Source organism: Mesorhizobium sp. P3_A8, from assembly GCF_056402995.1.
Genome location: NZ_JBFUGI010000014.1, coordinates 149,829 through 176,208 on the forward strand (window position 1 = coordinate 149,829; position 26,380 = coordinate 176,208).

Here is a 26,380-nt window from a genome sequence, read left to right on the forward strand (position 1 = left end):
AGGTCAGGCCGAGTCGAGAATGGTGGCTTCCGAGAACCGGAGCGGAGCGTACTTTTCGTACGTGAGCATCGGAAGCGCAGGAGGCCGCTATTCGCAGGCCGGCCTCACCTGAATATGGGCATGCCCTTAAAATGACCAGCTTCTGGCTTTCGCAATGATGAAGTCGCGAAACACGTGCAGCTTGGCCTGGTTCTTCATCGCGTCGGGATAAGCGAAATAGGTGTCGAAGGACGGCACCTCGGTTTCCGGCAAAAGCTGCACCAGGCCGGAATCCTTCGAGATCACATAGTCGGGCAGCATGGCGATGCCGGCGCCGCCCTGCACGGCCCGCTTGATCGACAATATGTCGTTGATCTGCAGCGACGGCACGCGCTGGCCGCCTTCGAAATCGCCGACCGTCTCCAGCCAGTTCAACTCCGACAGATGCGACGGCACCGGCAGGCCGAAGGTGACGATGCGATGGTTTCTCAACTCCGAGACCGAGGCCGGCTTGCCGTGCTTGGCGACATAGGACGGGGCGGCATAGAGGTGGAAATGCACGGTGAACAAGCGGCGCTGGATCAGGTCCGGCTGCTGCGGCTGGCGCAGCCGGATGGCGCAGTCGGCCTGGCGCATGGTGAGGTCGAGCTCCTCATTGGCGAGGATCAGCTGCAGGCTGATCTCCGGATAGAGCTCGATGAACTCCTGCACCCGTTCAGTCAGCCAGCCGGCGCCGAGGCCGACCGTCGTCGTCACGCGAAGCACGCCGGAGGGGCGATCCTTGGTCTCGGTCAGGCGCGACTTGATGGTCTCGAGCTTCATCAGCACGTCATGCGCCGTGCGAAACAGCATTTCGCCCTGCTCGGTCAGCACCAGGCCGCGCGCATGGCGGTTGAACAGCGGCACGCCGACGTCATGCTCGAGCGCGCTGACCTGCCGCGATATCGCCGATTGCGACAGATGCAATGTCTCGGCCGCGTGCGTAAACGACCCCGCTTCCGCCGCAGCGTGAAACACGCGTAGCTTGTCCCAGTCCAACGCCATAATTCCCCTCGTTCTGCCTTGGCGTCTGAATGAAAAATCAGGCTTTTACACGGCGTTTCTAAGCCGTTTTTTTAACAGTTTACAGCGGCCCCTATTCCGCTGCTTCGCGATGCACCTCGATACCGGCCAGATACTTTTCCGCTTCCAGTGCGGCCATGCAGCCGAGCCCCGCCGCCGTCACCGCCTGGCGGTAGATGTCGTCGGTCACGTCGCCTGCGGCGAAGACGCCGGGCACGTCGGTGCGCGTCGAATCCGGCGCGGTCCACAGGTAACCATTCGGCTTCTGCTTCAGCTTGCCGGCGAACAGCTCGACCGCCGGTGCATGGCCGATCGCCACGAACACGCCATCGACCTTGAGATGCGTCTCGGCACCGGTCACCGCGTGCTTGAGCTTCAGCCCTTCGACCGAAGGCGGCAACGGCGCCTTGCCGGGACGACCGGTGATCTCGTCGACGATCGTGTCCCAGATGACGCGGACATTGTCCTTCTTCAACAGCCGCTCGCGCAGGATGCGTTCGGCGCGGAAGTCGCTGCGCCGGTGGATGACCGTCACGCTCTTGGCGAGGTTCGACAGATAGAGCGCCTCTTCCACCGCCGAATTGCCGCCGCCGACCACCGCGACATCCTTGCCGCGATAGAAGAAGCCGTCGCAGGTGGCGCAGGCCGAGACGCCAAAGCCCATGAAGTCCTGCTCGGTCGGAATGCCCAGCCACTTGGCCTGCGCACCGGTGGCGATGATCAGCGCGTCGGCGGTGTAGGTGGTGCCGGAATCGCCCTTGGCGCGGAACGGCCGCACGTTGAGATCGACCTCGGTGATGATGTCGTTGATGATATCGGTGCCGACATGCTCGGCCTGCTTGAGCATCTGTTCCATCAGCCACGGTCCCTGGATCGGGTCGGCGAAGCCGGGATAGTTTTCGACATCGGTGGTGATCATGAGCTGGCCGCCCTGCTGCAGGCCGGCGACCAGCATCGGCTTGAGCATGGCGCGTGCGGCATAGACCGCCGCCGTATAGCCGGCCGGGCCGGAACCGATGATAAGAACAGGCGCGTGCTTGGTGGTCATTTAAAGCCTCAGCGGGGCAGACAAGGAGTGTGCCTTGGGAAAAGACGTGGAATTCGCGCTTAATGTAAGGGTTGCCAACCACGCCAGCAAGACGAACGGGCCGTCGTCCCCGGAAAGCTTCGGCCCAAGCGGTTATTCGCGCGATCACCGCTTTCGTTACCGTTCAAAAATCGCGTTGATGAGGGCTGGCGCCAACACAAAAGTCGTTTAATTACAAAATCGCGAAAGAATCTTGCGCCGAGCTGAGACCGCCATGCCCCTGAAAGCCGACCTCGACGCCATCGACTGGAAGATCCTGCGCGAGTTGCAGGGCGACGGGCGCATGACCAACGTCGAATTGTCGAACCGCGTCGGCATTTCGGCGCCGCCCTGCCTGCGCCGGGTCAAGCGGCTGGAGGAAGCCGGCATCATCCGCGGCTACCGCGCGCTGCTCAATGCGCCGGCGCTCGGCCTCGATGTCGTCGCCTTCTGCCTGGTCGGGCTGCATCACCAGGCCGATGCCGAGTTGCGCACCTTCGCCGAACGCACGCGCGGCTGGCCGATCGTGCGCGATGCCTGGATGGTTTCGGGCGAATCCGATTTCCTGCTGCACTGCGTGGCAAGCGACCTCGGAGCCTTCCAGACCTTCGTCATCGAGGAGCTGACCTCGACACCGAATGTCGACACGGTGCGCACCGCGCTCACCATCCGACGGGTCAAGGATGAAGGCCTGGTCTCCTTCGAGCGACCCTAAAGTCTCACTGCGAATTCCTGACCTTCGCCACACCGGCGCCGCGTTGGTATTCGACAGACGCTGATGTACAAGGCTGGACGGCTCTGTCGGACTTCGTCGCCTGCTTGGTTTCTTAAGCAATTCCTGAAAAAGTGTGTAACGGTTTTCCACCAGGAATTGCTTGAAAACTAGCAGCGTTTGTTCCGGGGACGGCCCGCCATGGGAAGGGGACCATGACTCGATTTGCAAGCCCGGTCTCGGCGCTTATCATCTGCGTGAACGAGGCCGATATGATCGGCCCGTGCCTAGAAAGCATCGACTTCTGCGCCGAGATCATCGTCGTCGATTCCGGCTCGACGGACGGCACCATCGAATGCGTGCAAACCTATATCGCCAAGGGCTACCCGATAACCCTCATGCACAATGACTGGCAGGGGTTTCCGCGTCAGCGGCAATTCACGCTCGACCATGCCACCCAGCCCTGGTGTCTTTCGATCGACCCGGACGAGCGTGTCGACGACCAACTGCGGCAGTCGATCGTCGCCATCACGCAGGCCGCCGACGACAAGATCAGCGGATGGTACATCCGCCGCCGCGATTGGCTGAAGGGCTACGGCTATGCGCACCGCTGGGTGCTGCACAATAGGCTGATGCGGCTTTTCCGTAGGCAGGGCGCCACCATGGATCTCACCGCGCGGGTGCACGAAGCCTTCCACGTGCCGGGCGAGACCGGCACGATCGAAGAGGGCGTCCTGCTGCATCGCCGCGAAATATCGGTCGAGGAGGATCTTGCCCGCGCCAACGCCTATTCCGGCCTCAAGGCCGTCACGCTGGTCGAGAAGGGCAAGAAGCCCGGCCTGGTGCGGCTGGTGCTGTCGCCATTCGGCAACTTCCTGAAATTCTATCTGGCCAAGCGCTACTTCCTGTGCGGCCGGCATGGCTTCGTCTACTCGATGTCGGTGATGATCTATTCCTTCGCCACCGAGGCCAAGCTCTACGAAGCCTCGGAACGCAACGATCCCGTGTGAGCCGTCAGGCCTGGATCAGGACCTTCTGTCCCGGCCGAGCGCTTCAATAGCTGTGAGCAAGCCATCGAGGTCGCGGCTGTCGCGCAGGGATTTGATGGCGAAGCCGGGTTGAACCGCCTCCTCACCGTCCACCAGCCAGCCCTGTGCCAGCCCAGCGCGCCGGCCCGCCTGCATGTCGGCGAGCTTGTCGCCGACGATCAGGGAGCGCTGGAGATTGAGGTCAAGGCGTTTGCCCGCCTCGAACAGCATGCCAGGATTGGGCTTGCGCATCGGATGATCTGATACAGCGAGCGGCCCCACACCCGCCTCGTGATAGGCGCAGGCGAGCACCATGTCGACGAACACACCCTGATCGCCCAACAGGTCGAGCACGCGACCGTTTACCGCCGCAAAGACGCTCCAGTCGAAATAGCCGCGCGCGATGCCGGACTGGTTGGTGACCACGACGACCGGAATCCCGGCCCGGTTAGCCGCTGCGATCACCGGCACGATATTGTCGCGCAGCACGATCTCGGCCGGATCGCTGGGATAGTCGGTATCGACATTGATTGTGCCGTCGCGGTCCAGGAACAGCGCCGGCAGGTGTTGCGGGAAAAGCCGGTCGCCGATCCGCTCGACCCACAGGCCTGGCTCGGTCAGCGGATGTGGCGTCACCACCATGTCAGCCATTGCTGAGGCGCGCTTCGACCACTTCGCAGAGGTGATGGTAGAGGCAGAGATGCCCCTGCTGGATGATCGGCGTCGAGGTCGAGGGCACGTTGAGCAGGATATCGCACAAGGGCTTCAGCTTGCCGCCGGTGTCGCCGGTCAGGCCGATCACCGTCATGTCCATCATCCGAGCCTGTTCGGCGGCGGCAAGAATACTCGGCGAATTGCCGCTGGTCGAGATCGCCAGCAGCACGCCGGCAGCCGACCCATGCGCCTCGACCTGCCGCGAAAACACCGTGTCGAAGCCGTAGTCGTTGCCCCAGGCGGTCAGCACCGCGGCATTGGCTGGCAGCGCGATGACATTGTAGGCCTTGCGCTCCTTCAGGAAGCGGCCGACCAGTTCGCCGGCGATGTGGATGGCATCGCTGGCCGAGCCGCCATTGCCGGCGATCAGCAACGCCTTGCCCGACGAAAGCGCCGTCACCACGGCACTCACCGCCCGCTCCATCTCGCCGGTCAGGTCACGATCGACCATCGCCGTGATCGCGGCCGCCGAGCGGACCAGATAGTCGTTCAGTTCAGACATGAAACCCTCAGCTTGTAGAGCCGGCGCGCAATTTGCCAATGGTGCCGGTAGTGCTCTTGCCGGCAACGAGATCGACCAGCACGACGCGCCCGCCGGCTTTCTGCACGACATCGGCGCCGACCACGGTGTCGATCGTATAATCCGCGCCCTTGACCAGGATGTCGGGCAGAAGCGCCTCGATCAGCGCCAGCGGCGTATCTTCCTCGAAGACAACGACGGCATCGACCGAAGCCAAGGCCGCGAGCACGCAGGCGCGGTCATGCTGGTCGTTGACCGGCCGACCCGGCCCTTTCAGCCGCCGCACCGAGGCATCGCTGTTGAGGCCGAGCACCAGCCGGTCGCACTGGCTGCGCGCCGCGTGCAGCAGGCTGACATGGCCGGCATGCAGGATATCGAAGCAGCCATTGGTGAAGCCGACGCTGAGGCCCTCTTCCTTCCACGCCGTGACCATGCGCGCGGCCGACGCAGCATCGAGGATGGCATCCTTGTGGGCGGTCGGTCCGTGCGAGCGGAACAGCGCGCCGGTGAGTTCCTCGACCGTCAGCCGCGCGGTGCCGCGCTTGCCGACCACGACGCCGCCGGCGGCATTGGCGATCGAGGCCGCCGCGGCCGGATCGGCACCCGATGCGAGTGCCAGCGCAAACGTCGCGATCACCGTGTCGCCGGCGCCCGAGACGTCGAACACTTCGCGCGCCTGGGTGGCGATGTGGCGCGCCTCATCCGGACCGACGACGCTCATGCCCTTTTCGCTGCGGGTGGCGACGACGAAGTCGAAGCCGTGAGCCGATATCAACTCCCGCGCGGCCGCGATGATCTCGTCATCGGCGAACACCGCATGGCCGACAGCCTCGCCAAGCTCCTTGCGGTTGGGGGTGATGGCGGTCGCGCCGGTATAGCGCGCATAGTCGCGGCCCTTCGGGTCGACCAGCACCGGCTTGCCCGCCTCGCGGCAGATGGCGATCAGGTCAGCGGCGACGCCGTCGAGCAGGATGCCCTTGCCGTAATCGGACAGGATGACGATGTCGGCTTGCGCGAGTGCAGCGCGGAAATGCCGGATCAGCCCCGCCCGCTCCGCCTCGTCCAGCGGCTTGATCTCTTCCTCATCGAAACGCAGCACTTGCTGGTTGAGCGCGCTGAACCTGCTCTTCGACGAGGTCATGCGGCCGCGTTGCTGCGACAGCCCCACTGTCTCGGCGCCAAGCTCGCCAAGCATCCGCACCAGGCTGTCGCCGGCGGTGTCGGTGCCGATCACCGAGACCGGAATGGCACGCGCGCCGAGCGAGATGATGTTGGCCACGACATTGCCGGCGCCGCCCATTGCCGAGCTTTCGCCGCGCCCGTGCAGCACCGGGATGGGCGCCTCCGGCGAAATCCGCTCGATGACGCCGTTGACGAAACGGTCGAGGATGAGGTCGCCGACCACCAGCACGGTGACGCCGCCAAAGCGCGCAATGGCGCGGTGCAAGGGTTCGGGCGAAGGCGGATTGTGCTTGATCATGTCACTGGCAATGTGTGGAAAGGCTGATCTCTGTCGTGCTGAAAATTGTCAATTTACGGGCCGGGTCGTTCATGCCTGCCGATATACCGCAAATCCACCCAGCGCAACGTCAGGAAGCCACTGTTCGAAGCGTCAGCTCTTCTGCAGGGCAACGTGAACGCCAAGCCCGACCAGCACCGCGCCGCCGGCCCGCTGCATCAGCCGCTGCGCCCGGCTCGAACGCCGCAGCCGCCCGATCACCAGGCCAGCGAGGAAGACGCAGACGATGTCGGCCGAGGAGAACATCAAATTGACGATGGTGCCGAGCACGACGAATTGCAGCCAGACCGGAAGCGCGGCCGAGGCGTCGATGAACTGCGGCAGGAAGGCCATGAAGAAGATCGCCGTCTTGGGATTGAGCACCTCGACGGTGATGCTCTCGAAAAACGCGCGGCGCGCCGATTTGCGCTCGAGGACCGGCAACGCCACATCGCCCTCGACGCGCTTGCGAAACAACGCAACGCCGAGCCAGATCAGATAGAGCGCGCCGACCAGCTTGACCGCCATGTAGAGCGGCGGCACGGCATGGAACAGCACCGACAGGCCGGCGGCGGCGGCAAAGACATGCACGTAGCCGCCGAGATGGATGCCAAGTGCCGCCGTCAGTCCCGACCAGCGCCCGCGCGCCATCGTCTGCGCCGCAGCATAGAGCATGGCCGGACCGGGAATGTAGGCGAAGATCGCCGTGGTGGCGAAAAACGCGATGAGCATTTCGGTCGACGGCATTTTTTGTCCCTTGTGATCCTGCCCTGCAGGCCGTTCAGTCAGCCCGTGGGATAGCTTTGGATTGGCCTGTGCGGACAACCGCGATGAAAGCCGACATGACTTTTTTGTGGAATGACGGACTGAATGCGCCAATGCGCGCACCTGGTTCGAAATAGGCTGAGGATTCCAGGATATCGTGATTGTATTCGTCGACTATGACCCAAAGGGGGATAGGGTCAAGCCCGGCGCGGCGGCGTTCTATTTCTGGAACGCCAACAGCAACGCGATCGCGGCCCGGCGGCGTAGAGGTGATTGCAAGGATGAAGAGGTTCGTGCCGCCGGCTTTCCCCGGAAGGACAGCCACGAAGGCGACAGGTCGTGTCTTACGACCTTCGGTCTCGCCGCCTCCATGTTGGCGATACCACAGATATGGATATCGCCAGACGTCGGCGGCATTGGGTTTAATCACGATCCAACTCGGCAGCGTAATCTTCAAGCATCTCGACATGTTCGGATGGAGCGTCCTCCGCCGCGTAAGCGCGGCGGCTGTCATTGACGAAGCGAGCCTCGTAAGCCTCGATGCTCATCAGGACGTATCTCGGCTTGTTGTGACGGGTGATGGAGACCGGTTGCTGGCTAGCAGCCGCTAGCACATCGCCCAGATTCTGCTTCAGATCGGTGGATGGATAGTGTTTCATCGGGCACTCCGTTTTGTCCATATTAGACAAAACAGACAAAAAGGACAAGCGCACGACGTGGCGGACAGCGACAGCGCCTGCTTTATCGACAGCCTCGCCAGCCTCCCTTATAAGGACCGGAATCGCAAGCAACCAGAGGCCTTCATGATCATCGTCACGGGCGGCGCCGGCATGATCGGCTCGAACATCGTCGCCGCGCTCAATGCCGAAGGCCATGACGACATCCTCGTCGTCGACGACCTCACCGACGGCCACAAGATCGCCAATCTCGCCGATCTCAGCATATCAGACTATCTCGACAAGGGCGATTTTCTGTCTCGCATCGAGGCCGGCTCGCTTGGCCGCATCGAGGCCGTCTTCCACCAGGGCGCCTGCTCGACCACCACCGAATGGAACGGCAAGTTCATGATGGAGGTGAATTTTGCGTATTCGAAGCGGCTGCTGCATGCCTGCCAGGCGCTGCGCGTGCCCTTCCTCTACGCCTCTTCGGCCTCCGTCTATGGCGGCGGTTCGGAGTTTCGCGAGGAGCCGGCGCTGGAGCGGCCACTCAATGTCTACGCCTATTCGAAGAAACTGTTCGACGACTATGTCAGGCGCACCGTCTTCGACACCGATCATTCTCAGGTCGCGGGCCTGCGCTATTTCAACGTCTATGGCCCGCGCGAGGCCCACAAGGGCGCCATGGCCTCGGTCGCCTTCCATCTGTTCAACCAGGTCGAGCGCGGCGAAAACCCGAAATTGTTCGGCGCTTACGATGGCTTCGGCCCGGGAGAACAAAGCCGCGACTTCATTCATGTCGGCGATGTCGCCGACGTCAATCTGTGGCTGTGGAAGCGCGGCTCGAGCGGCATATTCAATTGCGGCACCGGCCGCGCCCAGCCTTTCCGCGCCATCGCCGAAACGGTCATCGATACGCTGGGCAAGGGCGAGATCGAGTTCATCGCCTTTCCCGACCACCTCAAGGGCAGCTACCAGAGCTTCACGCAAGCTGATATGTCCCGTTTGCATGCGGCCGGTTACAACGGCCAGTTCCGGACAGTGGAAACCGGTGTCAGAGACTATGTCGAATGGCTGAAAGCCCAACGATCCTCGTGATCGGCCCACGCTGGGTGGGCGACATGGTGATGGCGCAGTGCCTGTTTTCGGCGCTGAAGGAGCTCTATCCCAACGCCGCGATCGACGTGCTGGCGCCGGCCTGGGCGGCACCGCTGGTCAAGCGCATGCCCGAGATCCGCCAGCAGATCGACTTTCCGCTCAAGCCCGGCGCGCTCGAATTCACCCATCGCCGCCGCTTCGGCCGCCTGCTGCGTGGTCGCTATGACATGGCCTATATCCTGCCGGGCAGCTGGAAATCGGCATTGATCCCGTTCTTTGCCCGCATTCCGCGCCGTTTCGGCCATCTGCGCGAGATGCGCTATGGCCTTTTGACCGACATCGTACCACTGCCGGATGCCGTGAAACGGCGCACCGCGCAGGCCTATTTCAGCCTCGCCAAGGGCGGCAGTTTTCGCGCGCCTCATCTGACCGTGGATGCCGGCAACCAGACCGCTTTGCTCGACCGTTTCGGGCTGGCGCCGCAGAAATTCGCGGCCCTGATGCCCGGCGCCGAATTCGGCCCTGCCAAGCGCTGGTCGAGCGAAAGCTATGCCGGCCTTGCCCGCGAGTTCATGGGTAAGGGTTTGAAAGTCGCGCTGTTCGGTTCGAAGAACGACCGCGACGTGACGGCGGAGATAGCAAGCCTTGCCCCGGGCGTCGTCGACCTCGCCGGTCAGACGCGGCTGGAGGACGCCATCGACCTGATCGCGGCGGCGCGCCTGGCGGTCTCCAACGACAGCGGGCTGATGCATGTGGCGGCAGGTGTCGGCACGCCGATCGTCGCCGTCTACGGGTCGACCTCGCCTGAGAACACGCCGCCGCTGGCGGAACGGCGCGAGCTGGTCTGGCTCGGCCTGTCCTGTTCGCCCTGCCACCAAAAGGTCTGCCCGCTCGGCCATCTCAACTGCCTGAAGACATTGGAAGTCGGACAGGTCACAGCGGCGGCGGACCGGCTGCTGGAACTCCCGGCCGCGGCATGAAGGTCCTCATAGTCAAGACATCGTCGATGGGCGATGTCATCCACACCTTTCCGGCCGTCGAGGATGCCAGCCTGAACCGGCCGGACGTGTCCTTCGACTGGTGCGTCGAAGAGGCGTTCGCCGGCATTGTCGCATTGCATCCGGCGATCGGCAGGGTCCACACGGTCGCCATCCGGCGCTGGCGCAAGGCGCTGTTCAGTGGCGGCACCTGGCGCGAGGCGGCCGCGCTACGCCGCACCTTGCGCGAATGCCGTTACGACCTTGTCATCGATGCACAGGGCCTGCTGAAATCGGCGCTGGTGGCGCGGCAGGCGGGCGCCCCTATTGCCGGCTTCGACCGGTCGAGCGCGCGCGAACCCTCGGCGACGCTGTTCTACGACGTCACCTACGGCGTGCCGCGCGACCTGCACGCCATCGAGCGGACACGCCGGCTGTTCGGACTGGCGCTTGGCTACCAGCCCGATCTGTCGACGCTCGCTTCAGGCATTGTGCCGCCACCCGGCGGTCTCGCCGGCATCACCGGAAAAACCGCCTTCCTGCTGCACGGCACCAGCCGCGAGGACAAGAAATGGCCGGTCGAAAACTGGATCGGAACCGCCCGCCTGCTGGTCGAGCGCGGCATGACGCCGGTTACCACCTGGTCGAACGAGCGTGAGAAGACCGTGGCGGAGGCAATCGCCAAGGCCGTGCCGTCCACGGTCGTGGTGCCGAAATCGCCACTGGCAGACATCGCCGCCATCCTCGGCCGCTCGCCCCTGGTGATCGGCGCCGACACCGGCCTGACCCATCTCGCCAGCGCCTTCGGCCTGCCGACGGTTGCTGTATTTTTGGCGACCGAGCCGGGTTTGACGGGTCCCCGTGGGCCCTATGCATCAACGCTGCTGGCCACGGCAGGTGCGCGTGTGACACCGGCTGAGGTGGTGGCGGAGGCTGAAAGGCTGCTTGATCTTAAATTGCAAACGCCGGCCTAGGACCTTTCAGAATTCGCTCTGGCGAGTCGAATAGGGTGGTTTTCGAGAACCGGAGCGGAGCGTACTTTAAAGTACGTGAGCACCGGAAGCGCAGAAAACCGCGCTAGTCGGCCGCCAGAGTAGAATTATCAAAGGTCCTAGATAAACTGCAACTTGACGATCTCGTACCCCCTGGCACCGCCGGGCGCATTGACCTCGATGGCGTCGCCGACTGCCTTGCCGATCAGCGCGCGTGCGATCGGCGACGAGATCGAGATGCGGCCGGACTTCACGTCCGCTTCCTGGTCGCCGACGATCTGGTAGGTCTTCTTTTCCTCGGTGTCCTCGTCGACCAACACCACGGTGGCGCCGAACTTGACCTTGTCGCCGCTGAGCTTGGTGACGTCGATCACCTCGGCCCGGGCGATGTAGTCCTCGAGTTCGTTGACGCGGCCCTCATTGAGGCTCTGCGCCTCTTTAGCGGCATGATATTCGGCATTTTCGGACAGGTCGCCATGCGAGCGCGCCTCGGAGATCGCCTCGATGATGCGCGGCCGCTCTTCCTGCTGGCGCCAACGCAGCTCTTCCTTCAATGACGCGAACCCCTCGCCTGTCATCGGGACCTTGTTCATGATGCCTGACCTTTCCTGCCGCCACCCCCGCGTTTCGGGGAAAGCCTTGTCGATGGGTACAAAAAGAAAACGGTCCGGCAGCCTCGGGCTAACGGAACCGTTTCACCGCAATTTCCCAAGATATAGCAATCTTTCCGGGTTTTTCACGCCCAAAAATCGGTTTTGCAAAAATCATCCCCGCTTTCAACGAGACAGGGGCAGCAAAAAGCGGCCGCGATCGCTCGCGGCCGCTTCGGAAAGCCCTTGGGCCTGATCAGCTCCGCATGAAATGGTCGATCTGCTCGGACAGCATGCCGTATTCGCGCGATCCCTTGCCGGTGCGCTTCTCGATTTCCATCAGCTGCTGCTGGGCGCCGGCCAGATCGCCGATCTGCAGATGCGCCTCGCCGAGATATTCGCGCACCAGCGTGTAGTTCGGATCGATGCGCAGCGCTTCCTCGTAATAGCCGAGGCCGACGGTGACCCGGCCGGAATGGCGGTGCGAATAGCCGAGATAGTTGAGGATGCGCGGATCCTGCTTGTTGGCGGCGAGGCTCAGCACTGCGATCGCCTCGTCATAGCGGCCAGCCATCGCCAGCGCATGACCGGCATCATAGATGCTGTCGTCGTCCAGCATGCCTTCCTGGGGATTGACGCACTTTTTCTTCTTCTTGTCCCAGACTTGCCCCTTTTTGCACTGGGTGACGGTTTCATCGCTGCCACCGCCACTGCCCGCCGCGTACACCGGGACGGCGAAGAACTGCAGCGCGACAAGGGCAGTCGCCGCCTGGATCAGCATTCTTTTATGCATCGAAGCCTCCTTGAGGGGTGAGAATGCAACACTAACGCCAAGCGCCCCGCATTTCATCCCGGAAAAAAGTACTTGCGGAGAACATCAGGTGACGGATGCCGCAAATCCGCTATCATCCGGCAAACGACTGACGGAGACGGCCCGTGCAGCGGCGGCTTGAAAAGGACTGGGACCTTACGATCGGCCCCGACACCGTGCGCCTGTTCATCCTCAAGGCCAAGGCGCTGAGTGCCGCCGTCAACGAGGATTATGCCGACGGCGCCGAGCACGAGGTCGAACTCGACGGCGAGTCCCATGTCAACCACCACCATGACGGCCTCGCCGAGGAGAGCTCTGAAAACCTGACAGAGGAAGAACTGCGCGAGCTGATCAACGACCTCAATGTCGATGAAGCCGCCGAACTGGTGGCACTGGCATGGGTCGGCCGCGGCGACTACGATGCGTCCGAGTGGGCGGATGCGCTGGCCGCGGCGCGAGAACGCGCCAACAAGCGCACGGCCAAATATCTGCTTGGCATGCCGCTGCTTGCCGATTGGCTGGAGGAAGGCCTTGAAGCGATCGGCGCGTAACGGCGTGGTTACCGTTCGTGATGGGCTGAAGGCAACCTCCGGGCGCGCGCGCCGTTGACGGCGATGGGGTCGTCTGTCTTTTCCCGAATATATTGGATTGCACTGGCTATGGCCGTCACCGCTTTGCTGGTGACGCCTGCCGATGCCAGACATCGTCACAAGCATCACAGGCCACTGACACCGAGGGTGGAGCAGCCGTTGACACCGCGGGTCGACCAGCCGTTGAAGCCGCGTGGCCGCCATAAGGCGAAATCGCGAGTGGAGCAGCAGTCCACGCCGAAACCGGCTCCGCAGAAAACGCAAAATCCCCCGCCATCGTCGCTAACGCCACCGCCTCCAGCATCATCCCCACCGCTGCCATCACCTGCCGATGCTCCGGTGCCTGAACCGCGTCCCGCAGCCGCCGCAAAGACGGAAGAACAGAAGACCGACGTTCCCAGGACCGACGGTCCCAAAACAGACGGCCCCAAGACAGACGGCCCCAAGACAGACACAACGTCCGACCAGTTCAATGAAGAAAAGTCGCGTCAGAAAAAGCAGGCGCGGCCCGAACCGTCGGCTCCAGAGCCGCCAGCCGATACGGAAAGCGAGCCGGAACCGCCAGCCGACGTACCGACCCCGACGCCAAAGCCCGACATTGAGGAACCTGAGGCCCAGCCGCCGGCCGTTGCCCCACAGCCACCGCCAAAGCCGGCGGATGCCGGCGACAAGAAGATGCTGCCAGATCCGCGCTCGGCCGACCGGCCTGCCGACAAGATGCCCGCCGAGGAAGTCGCTTGCCGCGAGCGGCTGAAGGCGCTCGGCGTCGAATTCGAGGAGCACAAGGCGGAAAGCAATCCCGAAATCGGCTGCTCGATCCCCTATCCGATCGTCATCAAGACGCTCAACAAGTCGGTCGCCATCGGTCCTGCCACCGAGCTCAATTGCTCAATGGCCGAGGCGGCCGCCCGCTTCACCGCCGATGTCATCCAGCCAGCCGCCAAGGCGGAATTCGGCACCGAGTTGAAGTCCATCAGCCAGGCCTCGGCTTTTGTCTGCCGGCCGCGCCACGGCACCAGGAAACTGTCGGAGCACGCCTTCGGCAACGCGCTCGACATCGGCAGCTTCACACTCTCCGACGGAAAGAAGATCGAGATCGGCCCTACCCCGCCGGAGAAGGACGCCAAATTCCTCAACGCCGTACGCAAGGCCGCCTGCGGTCCGTTCAAGACCGTGCTTGGACCGGGTGCCGACGCCGATCACGCCTTGCATTTCCACCTCGATCTCGAGCCGCGCAAACATGGCGGCACGTTTTGCCAGTGAGCACGCCGTAAATCCGCATGCCGCATTTCCGCCGCAGGCGTGAACGCGGACGCTGAGCTTTCCTTTACCCTTGATCGTTAAAATGCCGGATATCTGGGAATAGGGATTCCGCCGATGGCCGGAACATTCCGCGCCGCCGCGAGGGTTGCGCGCCGATCAAAACCCGTAGCCATAGTGGCTGCCGGCCTTGCGCTGGCTGCGGTTTCGGCTTGCAACACCGGCAGCGTGCTGTCGTTGCAGCCAGCTGTCGATGTCGGCGCGCAAACATCGGCCGTACCGCAATATACGGGCATGCAGAAACTTGTCCCGTCCAATCCCTACATGACGCAGGCCGCCTATCCGCGCATGGATGAGCCGATGTCGCCGGTCGAGCAGATACCGGCCAGCGAAACCGATTGCCGCCGAGAGCTGAAGCGCCTCGATGTCGCCTACACCGACCTGGCGCCGATCCATGAAGGCCAGTGCGGCATCGATTTTCCCGTAAAAGTCACGGCCATCGGCAGCATCCAGATGAAGCCCGCCGCGACGCTGACCTGCGACATGGCCGCCACCTTCGCCGCCTGGACGAAGAATGAACTCGTTCCCTCCGCCCGCTGGCGCTACTTCTCCGGCGTCAGGACCATCCACCAGGGCTCCAGCTATTCCTGCCGAAACATCGCCGGCGAAGGTGTTTTGTCCGAGCATGGCAAGGGCAATGCGCTGGACGTCATGGGCATCGAACTCAACAATGGCGACGACATCGACGTGCGCAAGCCCGGCCTGTTTGCCTTCCGCACGCGCGGCTTCCTCAACAATGTTCGCGCCGACGGCTGCCAGTATTTCACCACCGTGCTCGGCCCCGGCTACAATTACGACCACCGCAACCATTTCCACTTCGACATCAAGAACCGCAAGAACGGTTATCGCGCCTGCCGGTAGGAAAAGATCAGGCGTCACCGGTGGATGCGATGATTTGCCGAGCCACCAGGTCCTGGATGCGCCAGAGATTCTTGTCGCGGATACCGCTTTCCTCCAGCTTGCTGACGGTCCGGAACAGATACTGCGCCGAAGAGCCCCAGTGTCCCGCGGCTCGCGCCAGCATGTCCGCAACCTGCTCCAACGGCAACCGTCCGGCATAGGCCCTGCCGTCCGGCGCGGCGACGAAAGCCAGGGCGCGCAGCGGACCCTCGTTGGTCTTGACCTTGATCCAGCAAGGCACGTTGGTTGGCGGGTTGGCATCGATCTCGCGGCGCATCAGCTGGCCGAGTTGCCCAAAATGGTCTTCTGCGGGCAGACGGTAAACGATGCCGTTGCAGCTGCCGCCGCGATCGAGCGCCAACATCAGGGCCGGCAATTGGCGCGTTCCGCGCCAGCGTGTCAGTTTCAGGCAGAATGAGCGATGCCATCCTGGCGCCGTGGCCGGGCGCTGCTCGACAGGAACGAATTCGGGATTCCAGATCAGCGAGCCGTAGGCAAACACCCACAGCGCCTCAGGCCGGTATTGCGACAAGAGTTGCTCGACAAGGCCGTCGAACTCCGCGTCGGTATGTTCGGTTGTTCCAGGCTCGGGGCCGGGATCAGGTTCGATACGTTCGACCCTCGCGACAAGGTCGGCGGTCAGCGCCATCGATCTGCGGCCTGCCGGCTTCCGCTTCATTCCTGCCCCCACACAAAAACGATAGCTGACGATAAACCGGCTCTGCATCGCTGGCCATTGATTTCCCGGGGCCGTCAGGCAACAGATACCGCACGAACCGAGCCTCCTTCATGAGCCAACGAAGCCTTCGGCGACGCGCGACAATCTGGCTGGCGTCCTTGCTGGGTGCCTGGTTCGCGCTTGCCTATCTCGCGGCGCCGGAATTCTGGACGTTCCGGGAGCGTGGCTTTCGCGACCAGCGCTTCGAAATGGTGACGCACACGCCGCAAGGCATTCCCGGCGACCCGATCAATGTCGGCCTTGTCGGTACGGAAAAGGAAGTGGTCCATGCCTTCGCCGTCGCCGGCTGGGACACCGCCGATGCCATCACCTTGAGAACCGCCATCGATATCGGCGAGAGCGTCCTGTTTTCCCGCCCCTATCCCGATGCGCCGATGAGCCGCCTGCTGTTCGAGGGCCGCGCCCAGGATCTCGCTTTCGAGAAGCCGGTCGGCGACAGTGCCGACCGGCGCCACCACGTCCGTTTCTGGCAGACGGATACGATCGGTGACGACGGTCGCCCGCTCTGGCTGGGCTCCGCCAGTTTCGATCGCGGCGTTGGGCTGAGCCACGACACCGGCGCGATCACCCATCACATCGGTCCCGACATCGATGCCGAACGCGACTTCCTGATCGGCGACCTCAGTGCAGCCGGCCTGCTGGCATCGACCAGCGATATGGGCGGCATCGGCGCCACCAAAACCGGCCGCAATGGCGGCGGCGACCCCTATTTCACCGACGGCAAGGCGATCATCGGCGTGCTGAAGCAGTTGCAGTGATCTAAACAGCAAGCATCAGGTCGTGCGGATCACGATCTTGCCGAACGGCCCTTTCTCCAGATGCTGCAAGGCCTGCGGCACCTCGTCAAAGCCGAAGACCCTGTCGATGACCGGCTTGATGCCGAGCGCCTCGATCGCCTGGTTCATTCGCTCGAAGGACCGGCGATGGCCGATCGACAGGCCCTGCACGGTGATGCGGTTGCGCATGAAGGGCATTATCGGGAAACTGAGTTCCATCGAACCCAGAAGACCGATGATCGACAGCCGGCCATCGGCGGCCAGCGCATTCAGCGATTGCCGCGCATTGTCGCCGCCGACCATTTCCAGAATGTGGTTGACGCCCAGCCCATCGGTCAGCTTACGCGCGGCCTCGTCCCATGCCGGCTGCGTGAGATAATTGATCCCTTGCCAGGCGCCGAGCTTTCTTGCCCGCTCAAGCTTCTCGTCGCTGCTCGAGGTGACGATGGCGCGCAGGCCGAATGCCCTGGCGAACTGCAGCGCAAACAGCGACACGCCGCCAGTGCCCTGGATGAGAATGGTCTGGCCCGCCACCGGCCTTGTCGCCTCGGCCATCGCGAACCAGGCCGTCAGCGCCGCGATCGGCAGCGTCGCCGCCTCGACATCGCTGAGCGATGGCGGCGCCAGCACCGCGGCATCCTCGCCGAAGACAACATGATCGGAGAGCATGCCCGACAGCGAGGAACCAAGCGTATGCTTGTGCAGCACCGGCGGGGCGTCGCCATCCGGCCAATCGGCGATCACCTGGCCAAGCACGCGCTGCCCGACCTGGAAGCGGCTGACCGCGCCGCCGACAGCCACCACCTCACCCACCGCATCCGATGTCGGCACGAAGGGAAAGGCGAGGTCGGGGATCAGCGTGCCCTCAACGACCATCTTGTCCTTGTAATTCAGCGACACGGCTTTCGTGCGCACCAGAAGCTCGTGCGGGCCGGGTTCGGGAATCTTGCCGGTCACCTGGTTCACCCTGGACAGGCCGAAACCGCTCATCTGCCAGGATCTGTTGATTTGGGTGCTCATGTCCTTCGCGCTCCTTTGATTGATGGCCACGCGAGACATTTATGCTTTTCGACTATAGAAAATAGGGCTCCCATGCGGCATATTGGATGACTGATTGAGGACTAGAATTCGCCAATTGGAATCATCATGGAATCGACGGACCTGCAAGGCATCGTCGCATTCGTCCAGGCCGTGGAGGCTGGCAGCTTCACCGGCGCCGGCGAACGGCTGCATGTGACGAAGTCGGCGATCGGCAAGTCGATCGCGCAATTGGAGCTGCGGCTTGGCGTTCGCCTGCTCAACCGCACCACCCGCAGCCTCAGTACGACCAGCGAAGGCATGAGCTACTATGAGGCCTGCGTCAGGGCGCTGGCCGAGATCGAGGCGGCGCAGTCATTGCTCGCCGCGCGCCGGCAGATCCCGTCCGGCCGGCTGCGCATCGATGTACCGCTCGCCTTTGGTCGCCGCTGCGTCGCCCCCGTTCTGTTCGAGATTTCGAGGAACTTCCCCGAGCTGACGGTCGAAATCTCCTTCAACGACCGCCGCGTCGACCTGATCGAGGAAGGCATCGACCTCGCCATCCGCATGGGCGAACTGGACGACAGCCTGTCGCTCGCGGCCAGACGCATCTATGCCCAACGCTCGGCCATCTGTGCCGCCCCCGCCTATCTCAGGGAACACGGCTCGCCGCAATCGGTTGAGGATCTCACCCATCACAGCGTCATCGGTTACGGCCGCGAGGGTGTTGTCCGCCCCTGGGTGATCAGGCATGGCGACGGCCATCTGACGACCTTTGTCCCCAAGGCGCGTCTGGTTCTCGGCCATGGCGAACCGATGCTCGACGCCGCCCTTGCCGGTTGCGGCATCGCCTTCCTGCCGACATGGCTGGCAGCCGAAAGCCTCAGGCATGGCGACCTCGAAATGGTCCTATCCGACTGTCTCGTGGAAAACATTGTCGTGCATGCCGTCTGGCCGGTGACACGCACGCTCACGCCAAAGGTGCGGGTTGTCGTCGACGCTCTTGTCGAACACTTTTCGGCGCCAGCCTGGGACAACGCCTGAATGACGCGACTGTCATTTTCTAAAAATGGCCAATGCATGTCACACAAAAGTGGTCCCGGTTTTGGGACAATGACATGCATCAAAACTAAAGACTGAAAGCGCGGCGCGCTTAATCCGTTTACGCGCGATGCGCTTTCACTATTTTCGAGCGGCCCACCGCAATGCTATTGAGCCCTCATGCTATACGTTGAAATTGCTATCGTGGTCGTCCTCATCTGTGTGAACGGCCTTCTGGCGATGTCCGAACTCGCTATCGTTTCATCACGCCCGGCACGGCTCAAGGCGATGATCGACCGCGGCGTCAATGGCGCCGGCCGTGCGCTGGATCTTGGTTCGAATCCCGGCAAGTTCCTGTCCTCTGTGCAGATCGGCATCACCCTGGTCGGCGTGCTCTCCGGCGCCTTCTCCGGCGCCACGCTGGGTGACCGGCTGTCGGTGTATCTGGCCTCGATGGGCATGCGCGAAAGCGTCGCCGACCCGCTCGGCGTCGGCATTGTCGTTGCCATCATCACCTATTTCTCGCTGATCGTCGGCGAACTGGTGCCCAAGCAGATCGCGCTGCGCGACCCGGAGCGCGTTGCCGCCCGGGCCGCTCCGGCCATGACCATCCTCGCCAACATCTCGGCCCCGCTGGTGTTCCTGCTCGACATCTCCGGCCGCGCCATATTGTGGCTGCTTGGCCAGCGTGGCGAAAGCGAGGAGAAGGTCACCGACGAGGAGATCAAGATGCTGGTCGCCGAGGCCGAGCATCATGGCACCATCGAATCCGACGAGCGGCGCATGATCGCCGGCGTCATGCGGCTTGGCGACCGCGCGGTGCGCGCGGTGATGACGCCGCGCACCGAGGTCGACTGGATCAATCTGCAGTCCGACGACACCACGATCCGCAAGCTCCTGATGGAAACCCAACATTCGCGCCTGCCGGCCGGCGACGGCGGCGTCGACGTCATGGTCGGCGTCGTCCAGACGCGCGACGTGCTGGCCGCGATCCTTGCCGGCCGCACGCTCGACCCGCGCAAGCATGTGCGCGCAGCCCCCATCGTCTACGACCAGGCCGACGCGCTCGACGTGCTGCACAAGCTCAAGGAATCCGACGTGCCGATGGCGCTGGTGCATGACGAATACGGCCATTTCGAAGGTATCGTCACGCCGGCCGACATTCTCGAAGCCATCACCGGCGTGTTCCGCGCCGACCTCGATGCCGGCGACGAGGAAAACGCAGTCAAGCGCGAGGACGGCTCATGGCTGCTCGCCGGCTATATGCAGGCCGACGAGATGGCCGAGATCCTGGGCATCGACCTGCCCGAAAACCGCGACTACGAGACCGTCGCCGGCTATGTGCTGTCGCACATGCACCATCTGCCGGCGACCGGCGAATGCGTCGACGCGCAAGGCTGGCGCTTCGAGGTGGTCGACCTCGATGGCCGCCGCATCGACAAGCTGATCGCCACCCGCCTGCCCGGTAGCCAACGCGAAGCGGTGCGCTGATCGTTCGATCCCCAATATCTACCGCTCCGTGAAGGCGCGAGCGAAGGAATCGAGCATCGGCCGTGCCAGATACTCGAAGAATGTCCGGTTGCCAGTGTTGATGAACGCCTCGACAGGCGTTCCCGGATAAAGCTGCTCGGGCCTCACGCCGGAGGGCAACGCGGCGGCAATCTTCAATCTGGCGCGGAAATAGGGCTCGTGCGTGACCTGGTCGATGAGCCGGTCCGCGGAAATTTGTGTCACGGTGGCTGAAACCTCTGGGGTGAGCCGCATGTTCAAGGCGGACAATCGCAGTTTCGCCGGCTGGCCGACACGGACCTGATCGATGTCTTTTGGCCGCAGCCTTGCATCGACGATCAGGTCAGGTGATGTAGGCAGGATCTCCATGATCTTTTCGCCGGGGGCAATCACGCTGCCTTTGGAATTGTAGGTCGACGAGACGACTATGCCCGCCGCCGGCGCCTTGATCGTCGTTCGCCGCAGCACCGCCTCCGCCGCCCTGATCTGTTCCTCGATGTCGGCCAGGTTGGCGCGAACCTCGTCCAACTTGGTCAGTGCCTCCTCCACACGCTGTGTTGTCAGGTGCTCGGTCTGCCCTTGGGCCTCGACGATCTGGGTGTTGGCCGTTGCAAGATTGGCCTCCAGCGCCCCGGCCTGCCCGACGAGATCCGCTTCGCTGCGCAAAAGCTGGGAGTATTCGGTACGATTGGTGAGGCCCCTGTCCAGCAGGCTGGTCTTGATGCCGAGCTCCTTCTTCACCAGTTCCACCTGTTGCTGAATGGCCTGTTTCTGGGCCTGCAATCCCACGACCGACTGTCGATGCATGGCGACCCGTTGGACGAGGATCGATTGTTCCGATCGAAATCGGGCGAGCCTGGCGTCGAATTCCTTCTGCTGTTCTCGAACCAGCGTCTCGAAATCGTGCTGGAACGGTGCTGGCGCCGCTTCGGTGATTGGCGCCAGCCGATCCAATCCGTCGCGTTCCGCCTCCAGCCGCGCCGCGCCCGCCCTGAGCGCGACCGACTGTCTCGTCAATCGGTTGAGCTTTGCGCGCGCGGCTGTTGGATCCAGCACGATCAGATCCTGGGCCTGCTCCACGCGATCGCCTTCATGGACCAGCAATTCCTGGATGATGCCGCCCTCGGGATGCTGGATCAGGATGTTTCCGCCGGTCGCCGAGATCGTCCCTTGCGTGATCACCGCTCCCGACAAGGGCGCGCTGACGGACCAATAGCCAAAGCAAGCTAGCAATAGCGCTATTGCCGCGTATCCGGCGGATGCCACACGCCTTATGTCGGTGCGCGGACTGACTTCCCGGGCGAGGCTCTGGACTGCCATGGTCTATGATCCGAAGCGGGTGTTGTGCGTGCGAAGCGTCGCGGCAAACGACCCTGTCACCACCGGATTCTGCCGGGGAATGCCGTTGCCGGCGCCCGTGCTGGCCCCAGACTGCCGCAACACCTCGCCACTGGGGCCGAAGGCTTCGATCACGCCGCCGCGCAAAAGCATCACGCGGTCACAGGAGGCAGCAATCGAAGGGCGGTGGGTGATGACGATGATCGTGACGCCGGCCGCTTTCGCGGCGGAAAGCACCGCTTCGAGCGCTGCTTCGCCCGCGCCATCGAGATGGGCGTTGGGCTCATCCAGGACGAGAATCCTGGGAGCGCCGTAGAAGGCGCGCGCCAGCCCGATCCTCTGGCGCTCGCCGCCCGACAAATTTCTGTCCAACGGACCTATCAATGTCTGGTAGCCGTCCCGCTGCGCCAGGATCAGGTCATGCGCCGCGGCCCGGCTTGCTGCCTCGATGATCGAGGCGTCATCTGCATGGGGGTCGAAGCGGGCGACGTTCTGCGCGATCGATCCTGGGAACAGTTCCACCTCCTGCGCGAGGTAGCCGATATGCTTTCCGAGTTGGCTTTCGTCCCAGGTCCTGAGGTCGGCGCCGTCGATCCTGACCGCGCCGCCGGTCGGCCGGGCAGCGCCCACAAGCAACCGCGCCAGCGTCGATTTGCCGGCGCCGCTTGGGCCAACGATGGCCAACGCTTCGCCGGCGCCAATCTGGAAGTTCAGTCGCTTGAGGATGGGTTCGGTGCCGGGCTGCGCATTCGGCGCCATGAAGAAAACGTCCTGCATGGAAATCGCGCCGGTCGGATCGGGCAGGATCAGTTTTCGCGCTTCAGCCGGACGCGCCGCAAGCGCCGTCTCCAGCCGGCTCCACGCTCTGCGGGCATCGGCGATCTGCCGCCAGGCGCCGATCAACTGGTCGAGCGGCTGCAGCGCGCGCGACGACACCAGCGAGGAGGCGAAGATCATGCCTGCCGTCATCTGCCCTTCGAGCACCAACCATGCGCCGGCGCCGAGGATCGCCAGTTGCAGCATCATGCGCAGCGCCCGCGAGGCACCGCTGAAGATCGCATTGGCACTCGAGGAACGGTCATGGAAGGTGAGCGCTGCCGCTACATGCCGTCCCCAGACCTGCGCGGCGTTCTCCACCATGCCCATGGCGCGCAGCGTCTCCGCATTGCGGGCAAAGGCCTGTTCTGCCTGGCTGGCCAAAGCCGAACGCTCCGCGGACAAGGCGTCGTTCCTGCCGATGGCAAGCTGGTTGGCCACGACAAGGAGAAGCAGAAGCGCCGCGCCGGCGACCGTCACCCAAAACAGCACCGGATGGATCAGATACAGCAGGGCGAGAAAGACAGGGGCGAAGGGCAGATCGAACAACACCGCCACGCCGCGCGACCTGATGAAGGCGCAGACCGAGGCGAGGTCGCGCAGCGGCGACAGGCCGCCGGCATATTTTGCGCCAAGCGAAACGGCGAATGTGTCGGCACCCAGCTTCCGGTCGAGGGTCGCCGCGACGCGCTGCGTGTAAACGGCGCGGATCGCATCCAGCAGCCCGAGAACCGCGAGCGCGAGAACCGCAATGGCCGAAAGATAGACGAGCGTCTCGACGCTGGAGGACGGTAGCACGCGGTCATAGACCTGCAGCAGATAGAGCGGGATCACCAACAGCAGGATGTTGATCAACAGCGAGAAGATGCCGACATCGGCGATGGCGCGCATGAAGACCGGACGCAGGCCGGACGGTCCAGTCATTTCCGCATTCCCCGACGCTGCATGATCCCGAGACCTTACGCGTGGCCCCCGTATTCGGAACCGCCATGCAGTGTGCTGCTGGCGATACTGTGCGTGGTGCTGCTGCTGGCGATGTTCAGGGCGTTTGCCGGAGCACTGTCCAGCGTATAGGCGCGGACGTAGTCGATCTTCATCTCGGCCGGCGTGGCCAAATGATCCGGAGGGGTGCCGGCCAGGCCGCCGACCGCGAGATCGACCAGCATGTACATGGGCTTGTTCATGTCGGACGGCGTCGCCGCTTCTGCGACCTGCACACCGTCATAGGTCCAGACGAGCTTGTCCGGCGTCCAGAGCAGGCCATAGGTGTGGAAACCGGCGGGGTCGGAGACACTCACCGTCGATGTGACCTTGGTGTGCGTTCCGGTCTCATTCGAGTGCGCCGTCATGATCAACGAGTTGGGGGCTTGGCCGATTGTCTCCACGACATCGAGCTCCGGCGGCCACGAACCGTCTTCCGGAAGCAGCCAGAAGGCCGGCCAGGCGCCGGCGTGCTCTGGCAGGTCGGCCCGCATTTCGAAATAGCCATAGGTCTGCGAGAAGGTGTCGTGGGTCGTCAGGATGCCTGAGGTGTATTCATAATTGTTGATCAGCGGCTTGATGTCCGCCGGCGCCTGCGCCGCGGTGATGGTGAGCACGCCGTTGTCCACGCTGAACGGGTGGACCGAACTCGTCGGTGCGTAATTGGCGTCGATATACCATTGCAGCTCGTTGTTGCTGGTCAAGGTGCTGCCGTTCGGCGCTCCCCACGAGAAGTTGCTATCCCACGTGCCGCCCTGGCTGTTGTGAAGGTTCAGCGTGTTGAAATCGTCGCTGAAGGACAGGCTCATTGCGGACTTGTCGATCGGCAATTCGAACTGGCCGGGCTGCAGCTTGTCGATGGTCGTGTCCTTGAACTCGAGGATCTCGCCGGATCCGAGGTTCAACAGCACGTTCGATCCCGCCTGGATCATGTTTGAGTGGATGGCGTCGAACGAGGTGAACCCATAGCCATTCAGGCGGACGGTATCAGTGGCGGCAAAATTCGCTATCAGATCGCTTCCATTGCCTTTCGAGACGATGAAAGTGTCATAACCGCCGCCGCCGTCGATCAGCACATCATTTCCCGCGCCGCCGTCCAGCGTCTGGTGCCCGGCCTGGGCGGTGATGATGTTGTCCAACCCGTTGCCGAAAGCATAGTTATTGGCGTTTGTGACGACGAGGTTCTCGACATTGTCGGGGAGCTTGTAGCTCATCCATGTGCTGATCGTGTCGATGCCTGCCCCGGCGGCCTCGGCCACCTTGTTGCTCGCCGCATAGAGGTAGTAGATGTCATCGCCTGCGCCACCATGCATGGTGACGCCGGATGCTCCGTAGAAGGAGTCGTTTCCGGAGCTGCCGTACAGGTCCGGTCCGGCCCCTGCCGCTGAGTACCAATGGTTGGAAGCGCCGCTATAGGGAAGAGGAACGCCCAGGGCATTGACGAAGAAGCTCATCGGATAAATCGTCCTCGTAATGTCTGGCCTGCTTGTATCGTTCGATACGGGTTTCAGGCGGCCGCATCCGAATCAAAATTGCCATGCACTTTGCGGCTCCAGGAGCTTGCCATAGAGTTCACCATTACATCGACCACTCAGTGGTATTTTCCGAGTTGGAAGCATAACAACCCGACGAATGGTCTATGGACAGTAATTCCACCAGAGGAATATTTAATAAAAATTGATGCGTCGACGCGCCGGGGATGGCGCTGCCATGTGGCCGACCTCTATGGCGGCGGATAGACCAGCTGATCGACACCCGCAGGACCGGCGGTCATCGCGAGGCGGTGCGCTGGTCTAACAATCGAGCGTTTGTTTCGGCCTGATCAAACCGTGGCTTCGATCGGCTCGGCAAGTCTGGGATTCGAGCGCGCGGCGATCAGGCAGCTGGCAACGATAAGGCCCGCTCCCGCCAGCGTGGTCCAGGTCACCGCTTCGTCGAAGAAGAACCAGCCGAGCGCGATCGCCCAGATAAAGGCCGAGTATTCGGTCGGGATCAGATATTGCGCTTCGGCGCGCGCATAGGCCCAGCTCATCAGGAACTGGCCGGCGAGCGACAGCGCCGTTACGCCTGCGAGCGGGAGCCAGAGATTGCTGGGCAAGGCAATGGCGAGCCAAGGTGCGGCAAGGCCGAGGGTGACCGCAACGCCAAGGTTCTGGAACAGCATGATCTCGACTGGCTTGGCCAACAGCGCCTGTTGCCGGGCGAGGATCAGATTGTAGGCATAGAAAATCGTCGATGCGAGCACCGCCGCAGTGCCGAGCAGGGCATCCCCGGCGTAGCTTGTGTGGCCGAACTGGCCGGCCACGATGATGACAACGCCGGCAATGCCGGCGAGCGAGGCCCAGATCGCCTTGCGTTGAATCCTTTCGCCGAGCAGCAGCACGGCCAGCAGGAGTGCAAACAGCGGCGCCACAAAACTGAGCCCGATCGCCTCCGCCAGCGGCAGCCTCGCAAGCCCCCAGAAGAAGCACAGCAGGACAAAGCTGACGACCACCGCGCGCAGCACATGCAGCCTCAGCACCGAGGGCGTTGGAAGCGAGCGCGGCCCTGCCAGCCAGCCCGCGCCGGCGACCACGGTCGCCAGCATGCTGCGCCACAGCACTGTGTTGTAGACGCCGACCGCGATGACCAGCACCTTCATCGCCGCATCCATGCCGGACAGCAGGAAGATGCCGAACACGCAGACGAGCACCGGGATCGTGGGGGAGATTGCGCCGGCCTGGCTGGATGATTTCACGGATTTGCTCGAGTGAGGAATTGCAGCCTGACATATCAGGGCAAACTGGCAGGGCCAGATGGCAGCCTCGCCCATATGGCGGTCCAACACTCTCGGTCTTTGGCGCGACCGCGAATTTGAACTTTTTTGCCACTCGTGTCGATTCCGC

27 protein-coding genes are annotated in these 26,380 nt (G+C 63.1%); 11 read left to right on the forward strand and 16 right to left on the reverse strand.

Features of this window, described 5'->3' with window-relative positions:
- Window positions 1–126: 126 nt before the first annotated feature.
- Together AC1DX4_RS28740 and trxB are read right to left on the reverse strand one after the other, a co-directional pair.
- Entirely contained in the window at window positions 127–1,023 is an 897-nt protein-coding gene (locus AC1DX4_RS28740; RefSeq protein ID WP_172225574.1) for a LysR family transcriptional regulator, read from the reverse strand.
- A gap of 91 nt (window positions 1,024–1,114) precedes the next feature.
- On the reverse strand, window positions 1,115–2,089 hold the full coding sequence (trxB, locus tag AC1DX4_RS28745) for a thioredoxin-disulfide reductase (protein ID WP_475459016.1): 975 nt from the start codon (window positions 2,087–2,089) through the stop codon (window positions 1,115–1,117).
- Window positions 2,090–2,342: 253 nt separating this feature from the next.
- On the opposite strand from trxB, the gene AC1DX4_RS28750 reads away from it, so the two are divergent.
- Window positions 2,343–2,822 (forward strand): Lrp/AsnC family transcriptional regulator, encoded by a 480-nt coding sequence (locus AC1DX4_RS28750; protein WP_477223518.1) that lies wholly within the window; start codon window positions 2,343–2,345, stop codon window positions 2,820–2,822.
- 212 nt (window positions 2,823–3,034) lie between these two features.
- Window positions 3,035–3,829 carry a glycosyltransferase family 2 protein gene (locus AC1DX4_RS28755; RefSeq protein ID WP_477223519.1) on the forward strand — a complete coding sequence of 265 codons (795 nt, stop codon included), beginning with the start codon at window positions 3,035–3,037 and terminating at the stop codon, window positions 3,827–3,829.
- 15 nt (window positions 3,830–3,844) lie between these two features.
- Here the strand turns inward: AC1DX4_RS28755 and gmhB are convergent, their stop codons facing one another.
- The 6 genes from gmhB to AC1DX4_RS28785 form a co-directional block, all read right to left on the reverse strand.
- Entirely contained in the window at window positions 3,845–4,498 is a 654-nt protein-coding gene (gene gmhB, locus AC1DX4_RS28760; RefSeq protein ID WP_477223520.1) for a D-glycero-beta-D-manno-heptose 1,7-bisphosphate 7-phosphatase, read from the reverse strand.
- Window positions 4,491–5,063, reverse strand: coding sequence for a D-sedoheptulose-7-phosphate isomerase (locus tag AC1DX4_RS28765; RefSeq protein WP_477223521.1), 573 nt, complete (start codon window positions 5,061–5,063; stop codon window positions 4,491–4,493). The genes gmhB and AC1DX4_RS28765 overlap by 8 nt, the downstream gene beginning before the upstream one ends.
- Window positions 5,064–5,070: 7 nt before the next feature.
- Window positions 5,071–6,561 carry a D-glycero-beta-D-manno-heptose-7-phosphate kinase gene (gene rfaE1 / locus AC1DX4_RS28770; protein WP_477223522.1) on the reverse strand — a complete coding sequence of 497 codons (1,491 nt, stop codon included), beginning with the start codon at window positions 6,559–6,561 and terminating at the stop codon, window positions 5,071–5,073.
- 132 nt (window positions 6,562–6,693) lie between these two features.
- Window positions 6,694–7,326, reverse strand: coding sequence for a LysE family translocator (locus AC1DX4_RS28775; RefSeq protein ID WP_477223523.1), 633 nt, complete (start codon window positions 7,324–7,326; stop codon window positions 6,694–6,696).
- A 34-nt stretch (window positions 7,327–7,360) separates the two neighbouring features.
- Entirely contained in the window at window positions 7,361–7,774 is a 414-nt protein-coding gene (locus tag AC1DX4_RS28780; protein WP_477223524.1) for a hypothetical protein, read from the reverse strand.
- On the reverse strand, window positions 7,767–8,003 hold the full coding sequence (locus tag AC1DX4_RS28785; RefSeq protein WP_477223525.1) for a type II toxin-antitoxin system Phd/YefM family antitoxin: 237 nt from the start codon (window positions 8,001–8,003) through the stop codon (window positions 7,767–7,769). Before AC1DX4_RS28785 ends, AC1DX4_RS28780 begins: the two co-directional genes overlap by 8 nt.
- Before the next feature lie 144 nt (window positions 8,004–8,147).
- Between AC1DX4_RS28785 and rfaD the strand changes: the two genes are divergently transcribed.
- From rfaD to waaC, 3 genes are read left to right on the forward strand one after another with little or no spacing between them, the layout of a single operon-like run.
- On the forward strand, window positions 8,148–9,098 hold the full coding sequence (rfaD, locus tag AC1DX4_RS28790; protein ID WP_477223526.1) for an ADP-glyceromanno-heptose 6-epimerase: 951 nt from the start codon (window positions 8,148–8,150) through the stop codon (window positions 9,096–9,098).
- Window positions 9,071–10,078: a lipopolysaccharide heptosyltransferase II gene (gene waaF, locus AC1DX4_RS28795; protein WP_477223527.1), complete on the forward strand. Its 1,008-nt coding sequence runs from the start codon at window positions 9,071–9,073 to the stop codon at window positions 10,076–10,078. Before rfaD ends, waaF begins: the two co-directional genes overlap by 28 nt.
- Window positions 10,075–11,049 carry a lipopolysaccharide heptosyltransferase I gene (waaC, locus tag AC1DX4_RS28800; RefSeq protein WP_477223528.1) on the forward strand — a complete coding sequence of 325 codons (975 nt, stop codon included), beginning with the start codon at window positions 10,075–10,077 and terminating at the stop codon, window positions 11,047–11,049. The genes waaF and waaC overlap by 4 nt, the downstream gene beginning before the upstream one ends.
- Before the next feature lie 137 nt (window positions 11,050–11,186).
- On the opposite strand, the gene greA is transcribed toward waaC, so the two are convergent.
- Both greA and AC1DX4_RS28810 read right to left on the reverse strand, forming a co-directional pair.
- Window positions 11,187–11,660: a transcription elongation factor GreA gene (gene greA / locus AC1DX4_RS28805; protein WP_477223529.1), complete on the reverse strand. Its 474-nt coding sequence runs from the start codon at window positions 11,658–11,660 to the stop codon at window positions 11,187–11,189.
- Window positions 11,661–11,913: 253 nt separating this feature from the next.
- Window positions 11,914–12,450: a tetratricopeptide repeat protein gene (locus AC1DX4_RS28810; protein WP_477223530.1), complete on the reverse strand. Its 537-nt coding sequence runs from the start codon at window positions 12,448–12,450 to the stop codon at window positions 11,914–11,916.
- Between the two features lie 143 nt (window positions 12,451–12,593).
- Here AC1DX4_RS28810 and AC1DX4_RS28815 point away from each other — a divergent pair, with 143 nt between their 5' ends.
- The 3 genes from AC1DX4_RS28815 to AC1DX4_RS28825 all read left to right on the forward strand — a co-directional run bounded on the left by AC1DX4_RS28815 (window position 12,594) and on the right by AC1DX4_RS28825 (window position 15,239).
- Window positions 12,594–13,019, forward strand: coding sequence for a DUF3775 domain-containing protein (locus tag AC1DX4_RS28815; RefSeq protein WP_027058602.1), 426 nt, complete (start codon window positions 12,594–12,596; stop codon window positions 13,017–13,019).
- 378 nt (window positions 13,020–13,397) lie between these two features.
- Window positions 13,398–14,321 carry an extensin-like domain-containing protein gene (locus AC1DX4_RS28820; RefSeq protein WP_477223531.1) on the forward strand — a complete coding sequence of 308 codons (924 nt, stop codon included), beginning with the start codon at window positions 13,398–13,400 and terminating at the stop codon, window positions 14,319–14,321.
- 114 nt (window positions 14,322–14,435) lie between these two features.
- Window positions 14,436–15,239, forward strand: coding sequence for an extensin-like domain-containing protein (locus tag AC1DX4_RS28825; RefSeq protein ID WP_477223532.1), 804 nt, complete (start codon window positions 14,436–14,438; stop codon window positions 15,237–15,239).
- A gap of 7 nt (window positions 15,240–15,246) precedes the next feature.
- On the opposite strand, the gene AC1DX4_RS28830 is transcribed toward AC1DX4_RS28825, so the two are convergent.
- Window positions 15,247–15,957 carry a gamma-glutamylcyclotransferase gene (locus AC1DX4_RS28830; RefSeq protein WP_477223533.1) on the reverse strand — a complete coding sequence of 237 codons (711 nt, stop codon included), beginning with the start codon at window positions 15,955–15,957 and terminating at the stop codon, window positions 15,247–15,249.
- Between the two features lie 110 nt (window positions 15,958–16,067).
- On the opposite strand from AC1DX4_RS28830, the gene AC1DX4_RS28835 reads away from it, so the two are divergent.
- Window positions 16,068–16,775 carry an LssY C-terminal domain-containing protein gene (locus AC1DX4_RS28835; protein ID WP_477223534.1) on the forward strand — a complete coding sequence of 236 codons (708 nt, stop codon included), beginning with the start codon at window positions 16,068–16,070 and terminating at the stop codon, window positions 16,773–16,775.
- A 15-nt stretch (window positions 16,776–16,790) separates the two neighbouring features.
- On the opposite strand, the gene AC1DX4_RS28840 is transcribed toward AC1DX4_RS28835, so the two are convergent.
- Entirely contained in the window at window positions 16,791–17,813 is a 1,023-nt protein-coding gene (locus AC1DX4_RS28840) for a zinc-dependent alcohol dehydrogenase family protein (protein WP_477223535.1), read from the reverse strand.
- Window positions 17,814–17,939: 126 nt separating this feature from the next.
- Here AC1DX4_RS28840 and AC1DX4_RS28845 point away from each other — a divergent pair, with 126 nt between their 5' ends.
- Together AC1DX4_RS28845 and AC1DX4_RS28850 are read left to right on the forward strand one after the other, a co-directional pair.
- The gene (locus AC1DX4_RS28845) at window positions 17,940–18,854 is read left to right on the forward strand and encodes a LysR family transcriptional regulator (RefSeq protein WP_477223536.1); all 915 of its coding nucleotides are present in this window, start codon (window positions 17,940–17,942) and stop codon (window positions 18,852–18,854) included.
- A gap of 177 nt (window positions 18,855–19,031) precedes the next feature.
- The gene (locus AC1DX4_RS28850) at window positions 19,032–20,342 is read left to right on the forward strand and encodes a hemolysin family protein (protein WP_477223537.1); all 1,311 of its coding nucleotides are present in this window, start codon (window positions 19,032–19,034) and stop codon (window positions 20,340–20,342) included.
- 18 nt (window positions 20,343–20,360) lie between these two features.
- Here AC1DX4_RS28850 and AC1DX4_RS28855 read toward each other — a convergent pair whose 3' ends face one another.
- The 4 genes from AC1DX4_RS28855 to AC1DX4_RS28870 form a co-directional block, all read right to left on the reverse strand.
- A complete protein-coding gene (locus AC1DX4_RS28855; protein WP_477223538.1) occupies window positions 20,361–21,680 on the reverse strand; it encodes an HlyD family type I secretion periplasmic adaptor subunit in 1,320 nt (439 codons plus the stop codon).
- A 3-nt stretch (window positions 21,681–21,683) separates the two neighbouring features.
- Window positions 21,684–23,438, reverse strand: a complete 1,755-nt coding sequence (locus AC1DX4_RS28860; RefSeq protein WP_477223539.1) for a type I secretion system permease/ATPase — start codon at window positions 23,436–23,438, stop codon at window positions 21,684–21,686.
- Window positions 23,439–23,473: 35 nt separating this feature from the next.
- A complete protein-coding gene (gene eglC, locus AC1DX4_RS28865) occupies window positions 23,474–24,949 on the reverse strand; it encodes an endo-1,3-1,4-beta-glycanase EglC (RefSeq protein WP_477223540.1) in 1,476 nt (491 codons plus the stop codon).
- A gap of 368 nt (window positions 24,950–25,317) precedes the next feature.
- Window positions 25,318–26,232: a DMT family transporter gene (locus AC1DX4_RS28870; RefSeq protein WP_477223541.1), complete on the reverse strand. Its 915-nt coding sequence runs from the start codon at window positions 26,230–26,232 to the stop codon at window positions 25,318–25,320.
- Window positions 26,233–26,380: the final 148 nt, after the last annotated feature.